The 6,882-nt window shown below is 57.9% G+C and carries 8 protein-coding genes; 2 read left to right on the top strand and 6 right to left on the bottom strand.

Going from position 1 to position 6,882, the window contains the following annotated elements; genetic code table 11:
- From BLP23_RS11205 to BLP23_RS11185, 5 genes are all read right to left on the bottom strand, one after another.
- On the bottom strand, positions 1-512 hold a 512-nt coding region (locus BLP23_RS11205; RefSeq protein ID WP_167363870.1), incomplete at its 3' end, for an alcohol dehydrogenase catalytic domain-containing protein.
- A 407-nt stretch (positions 513-919) separates the two neighbouring features.
- Positions 920-1,504 carry a YceI family protein gene (locus BLP23_RS11200; RefSeq protein ID WP_092584924.1) on the bottom strand — a complete coding sequence of 195 codons (585 nt, stop codon included), beginning with the start codon at positions 1,502-1,504 and terminating at the stop codon, positions 920-922.
- Positions 1,505-1,523: 19 nt separating this feature from the next.
- Positions 1,524-2,378: a hypothetical protein gene (locus BLP23_RS11195; RefSeq protein WP_092584923.1), complete on the bottom strand. Its 855-nt coding sequence runs from the start codon at positions 2,376-2,378 to the stop codon at positions 1,524-1,526.
- A gap of 405 nt (positions 2,379-2,783) precedes the next feature.
- A complete protein-coding gene (locus tag BLP23_RS11190) occupies positions 2,784-3,401 on the bottom strand; it encodes a TetR/AcrR family transcriptional regulator (protein ID WP_092584922.1) in 618 nt (205 codons plus the stop codon).
- A 56-nt stretch (positions 3,402-3,457) separates the two neighbouring features.
- On the bottom strand, positions 3,458-3,808 hold the full coding sequence (locus BLP23_RS11185) for a DoxX family protein (protein ID WP_092584921.1): 351 nt from the start codon (positions 3,806-3,808) through the stop codon (positions 3,458-3,460).
- Between the two features lie 140 nt (positions 3,809-3,948).
- Here BLP23_RS11185 and BLP23_RS11180 point away from each other — a divergent pair, with 140 nt between their 5' ends.
- Both BLP23_RS11180 and gfa read left to right on the top strand, forming a co-directional pair.
- Positions 3,949-5,055, top strand: coding sequence for an alcohol dehydrogenase catalytic domain-containing protein (locus BLP23_RS11180; protein ID WP_092584920.1), 1,107 nt, complete (start codon positions 3,949-3,951; stop codon positions 5,053-5,055).
- Between the two features lie 87 nt (positions 5,056-5,142).
- Complete coding sequence (gene gfa, locus BLP23_RS11175) at positions 5,143-5,715, top strand: S-(hydroxymethyl)glutathione synthase (protein WP_092584919.1); 573 nt, start codon at positions 5,143-5,145, stop codon at positions 5,713-5,715.
- Positions 5,716-5,946: 231 nt separating this feature from the next.
- On the opposite strand, the gene BLP23_RS11170 is transcribed toward gfa, so the two are convergent.
- Positions 5,947-6,840: an amidohydrolase family protein gene (locus tag BLP23_RS11170; protein WP_092584918.1), complete on the bottom strand. Its 894-nt coding sequence runs from the start codon at positions 6,838-6,840 to the stop codon at positions 5,947-5,949.
- Positions 6,841-6,882 lie beyond the last annotated feature (42 nt).

Here is a 6,882-nt window from a genome sequence, read left to right as displayed (position 1 = left end):
ACGCCGCAGCCGATGTAGCAGATCTTGTCGAAGGGGGCGTCCGCATTGACCTTGGCAACGGCGATCTCGGGCAGCACCGTGTAATTGGCAAAGGTCGAGCAGCCCATGTAGTGATGGATCTTGTCCTTGCCGATCGAGAAGCGGCTCGTGCCGTCCGGCATCAGGCCCTGGCCCTGGGTGGCGCGGATCGCCGTGCAGAGATTGGTCTTGCGCGACAGGCAGGACGGGCATTGACGGCATTCCGGCGTATAGAGCGGAATGACGTGGTCGCCCTTCTTGACCGAAGTGACGCCCGGGCCAACATCGACGACGATGCCGGCACCCTCATGGCCGAGGATTGCCGGAAACAGCCCTTCCGGATCGGCGCCAGACAGCGTGAAATCGTCGGTGTGGCAAATACCTGTGGCCTTTACTTCGAGCAGTACTTCACCCGCCTTGGGACCATCGAGCTGCACGGTCATGATCTCAAGCGGTTTTCCAGCCTGAACGGCAACGGCGGCGCGAACGTCCATGGGGTTCCTTTCGATTGTTACCAAATTTGCCGCGGCGCGGCCGTGACACGCGAGTGTCAGATTGCGGAAGAATGAGGGTTGTTTTGATCGGCTGTTGGCGCTCCGGAGACCGTCGAGCTTCGCCGCGCGGGCTTACCGCAAACGAGCAACATTGCAAGCGAACGCATTTATAGATCCTCCCAATGCGCGCTTACGGCTTTATCCCTACCTTCCAGCTGCGCCGCCTCTCGTTAACATACCATTTCGTATTGGCATACCAAAAAGTATCCGAAAAAACTGGAAAAATCAGCTCGGCTGCCCATCCCAGGCCGGACGGCATAAAGGTTGCGCCCATACGGAAAAATACCGTCGCTTTGTGGCGACGGTATCTTTTCGGGACGTGACCTTACCGTCCGGATTGCGTTTGATCAGCTTTGGTGCTCGCGGCCTTCCACCTGAATCACGAGATCGACCTCATCACCGATCATTCCGAGCGCTGCCTTCATGCCGAAATCGCTCCGCTTGACCTTGGTTGTCGCGCTGAAGCCGACAACGTGGCTTTTGTCCCACGGGTTCTGGCCTTCCTTATTGAACTTGACATCCAGCGCAGCGGACTTCGTGACGCCCGCAATCGTTAGGTCGCCAACAATTTGTCCCGTGGTGTCGGAGGTTTTCTTGAATTCCTTGCCGACGAAGGTGATTTCCGGAAATTCCGTCGCATTGAACCAATCGGCGCCCTGGATGTCGCCGTCGCGCTGCTTGTTGTTCGTCGAGATCGAACCGACCATGACTTTGACATCAAGGCTGCTTCCCTCGGGCTTCGTGGCATCGAACTCGAAAACGCCTGAGAATTCCTGCGCGACGCCAATCACTTTCGAGAAGCCCAGGTGGTCGATGTAAAACGCGATTCCTGAATGGACCGGGTCGATGTCGAATTTGGTGGCCCAGGCGGGCGACACTGACCAGGCGAGCGACGCCACCGAAAGCAACAATGCTGCAAGTCTGTGTTTCATTTTCATTCTCCTCCTTGAGTTAAACTGGAAAGCTCGATCCGTAGTCCAGGAACGCGACAGCGACCGCCAACGCGGCCGGAAGCACGGCGAGGGACACATGGACGAAAAGGCGCGGAAACGACCGAGATACGCCAAGCATCCGACAGATACGTTCCGAGAACACTGGCAGCACGAGGCAGAGGCCGAGGACCGCAATAGCGATGGGATCGGCTTTGCGGGTGATCAATACCACCGTGTAAGCGACGGAAATCAATCCACCCAATGCTCCGGTCGCTGAAGCACCGCCGAAGCGGAAAACGGGGTTGACGACGTGCACGAGGAGAATGCCAAAGCAGCCCGCTGCGAGCATGAGACAGAGTTGAAATGAGGAGGACGACGCACCCAGAAGGGCTATCGGCGCGAAGCCGAGTGCGAGCACGGCAACAATGCCGCCCCGCTTCACATCATCTTCCGGGCCAGCCGTCGCCCCTGGCAAGATGAGCCACATTATAGCCACGCCCGCTGCCGCCGCAGCCACCACTTCCCAAGACGCCACAACCAAACGGGGCAGGCCAATATAGACCGCGGCCGCCACGGGCTGAAATAGGGAAACAACTCGAACCGCGGGTTGGGCAGCGATCTCGACCGCGAAGCCGACTATCGTCCCGATAACAATCACATAGAACACCTTGTTGACCGCCCCGACAGGCGGAAAAGCCGGCATCTTGTTGTAGACGAGCCAATAGGCTGCCAGCAATGCAACAGGCATTAGGAGGTCGGTAAGGCGTATCAGGCCGCGCCAGCGCATCAGACCCGACGCAAAAATGCCAACGAGCACCATGGCGAGCAGGGACGCGGCCAGCGCCTCCTGCGGGGAGTTGCCAAATCCAAGCATGCGAAGCCTTCCGAATTGCGAAATGTATATCCTGCAGTGCCGGCACGCCGACGCGTGGCACCCGGCACCAAGAAAACCGGTGCCTTAGCCTCCGGCTTGCGTCCTTCGACAGCTCACTGTCATTTTACCTTTGCCCATGATCCCCATAGCCCGCATGCTCCTCGACAGCGGTCGCCGCAGTTTGCGACTTAAATACCAAACAGTTTTCAAATACCATTCAGTCTTTGAGTGAAATGTAGTCTTTGAATTTTCCGATGTCAAGCTCGCTATAGACGCAAAAGCGGGTGGTTTGTCCCCGCTGCGTGGCAGCTTCGATGATCGATAGAATGTTGAGAGGTTGAGTGCGCGTGGGACGACTAAAGTAAAAGCCGCCCGTTGCTCATTCTGTGTAGCCGATGGACTCTGTCAGGCTTTTACCGGGACGCCAGATTTGGTTGCCCGCGACGACCGGTACATGTCTCGTAGAACGACCCGGACCATGTCGCCAGGTGCTCCGTCCTTGAGGAAGCTCGAAATACCACCATAGGTGAGCTCGAGAACGATACCGCCGATATAGAACGGACTCGCAGGAGGCTGCGTAACGAGATCCAACTTATCGATGAGGATCTTGCCTACGCCCTCCCATTGATCCCGGAAGAGCCCTATGTGACGATCTCCCAGCGTGTGATCATGCTGTGCCATACGCAGCAGCTCGATCGCCAGCATTCCCCATCGGCGGTCATCCCCACGGTTGTTCGCCCAGCTCGCGAGAGTGTCGATGAGCTCCATCGGGTCATCGCATTTGCCGAGAAGTTCCGTCAGTTGAACCACGTCTCCACCGGCATTGCCGGCAAGGAGCTGGAGGAAGATGTCTTCCTTGTTGGCAAAGTTCGAGTAGAACGCTCCCTTCGAATAGCCGGCTTCCTCGGCGATCCGCTCAATCGAAGCCCCAGCGTAGCCGTACCGTGCCATGACTTCATAAGCGGACGCTAGAAGCTTCTCTTTCGTTCGAGCCTGACTTTGCTCACGTGTCAGCCGTGCCATTCGAAATTCCCGTTCTCGCGTATCCAGACACCGAGGCGTACCTCAAAATGCAGCGATCATACAAGAGCCGTTAGCAGACAAATGAGTGCCCAAAAGATTGGATACTCTGGCCCCATCTTCTGCCAGCGCCAGTTCATGCCGTTGATCTTCACGACCGCGTAGCCGGCGCCGAGCAATACCAAGGCACCGAAAACAGCTGCAACCCTGGGATAAACAGAAAGAATCAATCCCGCCGCTGCGCATGCCTCCGCAACGATGGTAACGCCAACGAAAAGCTTGCCAGGTTTGAAACCTGCCGCCTCGAATGTTCCTCCGGCTTTCTCATAGTGCAGGCCTTTGCCGATCAGGTGGGGAATCAACCAGACGCCGCAGAGAATGCGCAGCCAGTCGACCAAAACGAAATCCATTTCTCCTCCTTGACGCCGGCCTCCGCCGGGTCGGCGAGGATAGTTGCCATTCCCCGCTTGCCTTTTCAGATACTAGACGGTATTCACAATCCAATTGGAATGTCAATGCGACGCAATCTTTGAGTTTGGGAGGAATACCGATGGAACTGATGCGTGCCGCCCGGCTTCATGCCGTGGGTCAGCCGATGAGCATCGACGAGGTCGAGCGACCAACGGCCACCGGCAGCGACGTGATCGTCCGCGTGAAAGCCTGCGGAATGGTTCCAAATCTCGCGAACGTTCTGGCCAACTGGGAGACGTGGTATCCACAGATGCCATTGCCGCCACGGCCTGCGATTCATGGCCTCGATCCGAGTGGCGTGGTCCACGAGGTGGGTCCCCAGGTCGTCGGCCTTAAGCCAGGCGACAGGGTTTATGTGAATCCCGGACGTTTCTGCGGCACATGCCATCATTGTTCTTCAGGCAAGCCGCAGGCCTGCGAATATTGGACGCTTGGCGGGTACTTCGGCTACAATCAAAAAAGCATGGAAATGTTCGCCCGTTATCCTTACGGCGGATTTGGCGAATTCATGCTCGCCCCGCAGTCGCAGGCCATCAAAATCCCCGACAACATGACGTTCGTCCAGGGTTCCCGTATGGGCTATCTCGGCACCTCCTACGCCGCCCTCAAAAAATGCGGTCCACTCATGGGCAAGACTCTGATCATCAACGGCGCCACTGGGACGCTAGGCTTGGGTGCGACGTTGTTCGCATTGGCGATGGGCGTTGCCAAAATCTACGCCGTGGCCAGAGGCGAGACGCTGCTCGAGCGGCTGAACGCGATCGCGCCGGACCGGATCATCACCTTCTCGAACGTGAAGGGATCTTCCGGAGCCTTCGTCAAGGAGCAGACCAACGGGAGCGGAGCGGACTTGATGCTTGATACGCTCGGCGCCAAGGCGCCGCTCGACTCCATGCTGGACGCCATGGGTGGCGTCAAACGAGGAGGCCGCATCGTCAACATCGGCGGCACGTCGGGGGCTTTGCCCGTCGACGTCAAGTGGTGGATGGACGAGCAGATGGAATTGATCGGCTCGGTATGGTTTACGGCCGCCGAAGGCATGGAGATTGCTGCGATGGTCGAAGCAGGGATCATCGACATGTCGGTAATGCTGCCGATGGTGTGGCCGCTGGAGAGGATCAATGAAGCTATTTCTGGCGTCGGAAAGGACGAAGGCGGCTTCACCTACTACGCGGTCGAACTGTAACGGAGTTCCAATGGAGCGACCTAATCGCTGATCGGCCCCCTGCCGATCTGAACGCGGCGCGGTGTCCGGCCAAATAGGAGGAAGAAGATGGCAAATGTCGGCATACACCCCGATGTCGATGGGGGATTGAAGAAGGGCAGCGGCCTGTTCGCAGGAGGCACTCTCACATGCGAGTGCACGACGAAGCCGGTTAAGGTGAAGATCAACGGCGATATCGCCCATAATCATGCCTGCGGCTGCACCAAGTGCTGGAAACCGGTAGGCGCAAATTTCTCCATTGTTGCAGTGGTACCCACGCAAGCCGTGGAAGTCGTTGAGAACGGCAATAAGCTCGCGGTCGTCGATCCAAATGCGCTCATCCAGCGACATGCCTGTAAGGAGTGCGGTGTCCATATGTATGGGCCGGTGGATCGGGATCATCCGTTCAACGGCTTGTCCTTCATCCATCCAGAGCGTTTCGAAGAAGAAGGATGGGCGGAACCGGCATTTGCCGCATTCGTGTCCTCAATCATCGAGGCAGGGTATGACCCTTCAGAGATGGACGCAATCCGTGAGCGGCTCGTCGAGCTGGACCTTGCACCTTATGACTGCCTCTCACCTGGCCTGATGGACTACATCGCCACTTGGGCGGCAAAGAAGAGCGGCGTCCTCGCAGCCTAGATCGCAAGGAGCCGGGCAGCGGTCCGGCTCCCAAACTAGCAGTACAGTTGCACTTTTGATTTGAGATGCGCTTGCCTTGCTGCGGCTTGGTTTGCCCGTTGCTGTGGTCCATTGGGTATGTAAAATCGTGCATTTCTCCATGATCTAAGTACGCCTGGCATTTTCAGGCAATCCGCTGATCATCCGACCAGGATGGGTCGGCAGACTTTTATCACGGTACAATCGCGGCTGCTAAAGCCGGTAGAACCGCTCGGCGTTGTCGTGGAACAGTGCCGAGCGTTCCGAAGCTGAGTAACCGAGGGTGATTTCCTTGAAAGCGTTCCATATCGCGTCATAGCTCGAGAACAGCTTGTCGACAGGGAAATTCGAGGCAAACATTGCCCGCTCAACGCCGAAGGCGCCGATCGCCTCCTCGACATAGGGGCGTATGCTCTCGGTGTTCCAGGTCCAGTCACCCATGCCGAGACCCGAGATCTTGCACGCGACGTTCGGCGCCTGCGCCAGCCTATGCATGGCCTTGCGCCAGCCGTCGAAATGCGCGGGGCCGTCGACCTGCATGCCGGTATGGTTGAGGATGATCTGGACGTCGGGAAAATCGCGAGCGACTTCGAGAAACTCTTCCATCTGCCAGTAATAGAGCTGGAGGTCGAAGCTAAGTCCCCGGCGCGCCAGTTCCCTGAAGCCCCGGCGCCATTCCGGCGTTCGGCTCACCTCGGGCTCGGCCAGGTACGTCTTGGCGGCGTCGGTGTGATAGTTCATCGACTGGCGGATGCCACGGAAATTCGCGTATTGCATATGCTCGTCGAGCAGGTCGCCGACATCGGGCTTGCGCAAGTCGGCATAGCCGACGATGCCGTGCGGGAAACCATGCTCGTCGGCGATACTCTGGAGCCACTTGGTCTCACCGGCCGGGTTCTTCGGGTCGAACCCGACATCGAGGTGGACCGCCTTGACCAAGTTTTGGTCCTTCGCGTCGGTCAGTAAATCCCCGATCAAGTAGGTCTTGTTGATGGCGGTATAGTCCCCGAAGGCGGATGGCTTCACGCCGTCGCAAAGCCAGGGATAGTAGTTTGTCTCCAGATCCCACAGGTGGAAATGGGGGTCGATAATGGCGATGTCGGACATGGTTCCTCCTCGGGGTTGCGGGAACGACGATCCAGGCCGCTC

This window comes from Rhizobium mongolense subsp. loessense (assembly GCF_900099775.1).
In the GTDB taxonomy this organism is placed as follows: Bacteria; Pseudomonadota; Alphaproteobacteria; order Rhizobiales; family Rhizobiaceae; genus Rhizobium; species Rhizobium loessense.
The sequence above is the reverse complement of the archived record's forward strand: the minus strand, read 5'-3'. Positions and strand labels throughout refer to the sequence as shown.

What these genes read in the sequence shown, in the direction of transcription:
- BLP23_RS11185 (WP_092584921.1), bottom strand. Translation starts at nt 3,808, where the DNA reads ATGGATTTCGTTTTGGTCGACTGGCTGCGCATTCTCTGCGGCGTCTGG.
- BLP23_RS11180 (WP_092584920.1), top strand. Translation starts at nt 3,949, where the DNA reads ATGGAACTGATGCGTGCCGCCCGGCTTCATGCCGTGGGTCAGCCGATG.
- BLP23_RS11190 (WP_092584922.1), bottom strand. Translation starts at nt 3,401, where the DNA reads ATGGCACGGCTGACACGTGAGCAAAGTCAGGCTCGAACGAAAGAGAAG.
- BLP23_RS11170 (WP_092584918.1), bottom strand. Translation starts at nt 6,840, where the DNA reads ATGTCCGACATCGCCATTATCGACCCCCATTTCCACCTGTGGGATCTG.
- BLP23_RS11200 (WP_092584924.1), bottom strand. Translation starts at nt 1,504, where the DNA reads ATGAAACACAGACTTGCAGCATTGTTGCTTTCGGTGGCGTCGCTCGCC.
- gfa (WP_092584919.1), top strand. Translation starts at nt 5,143, where the DNA reads ATGGCAAATGTCGGCATACACCCCGATGTCGATGGGGGATTGAAGAAG.
- BLP23_RS11195 (WP_092584923.1), bottom strand. Translation starts at nt 2,378, where the DNA reads ATGCTTGGATTTGGCAACTCCCCGCAGGAGGCGCTGGCCGCGTCCCTG.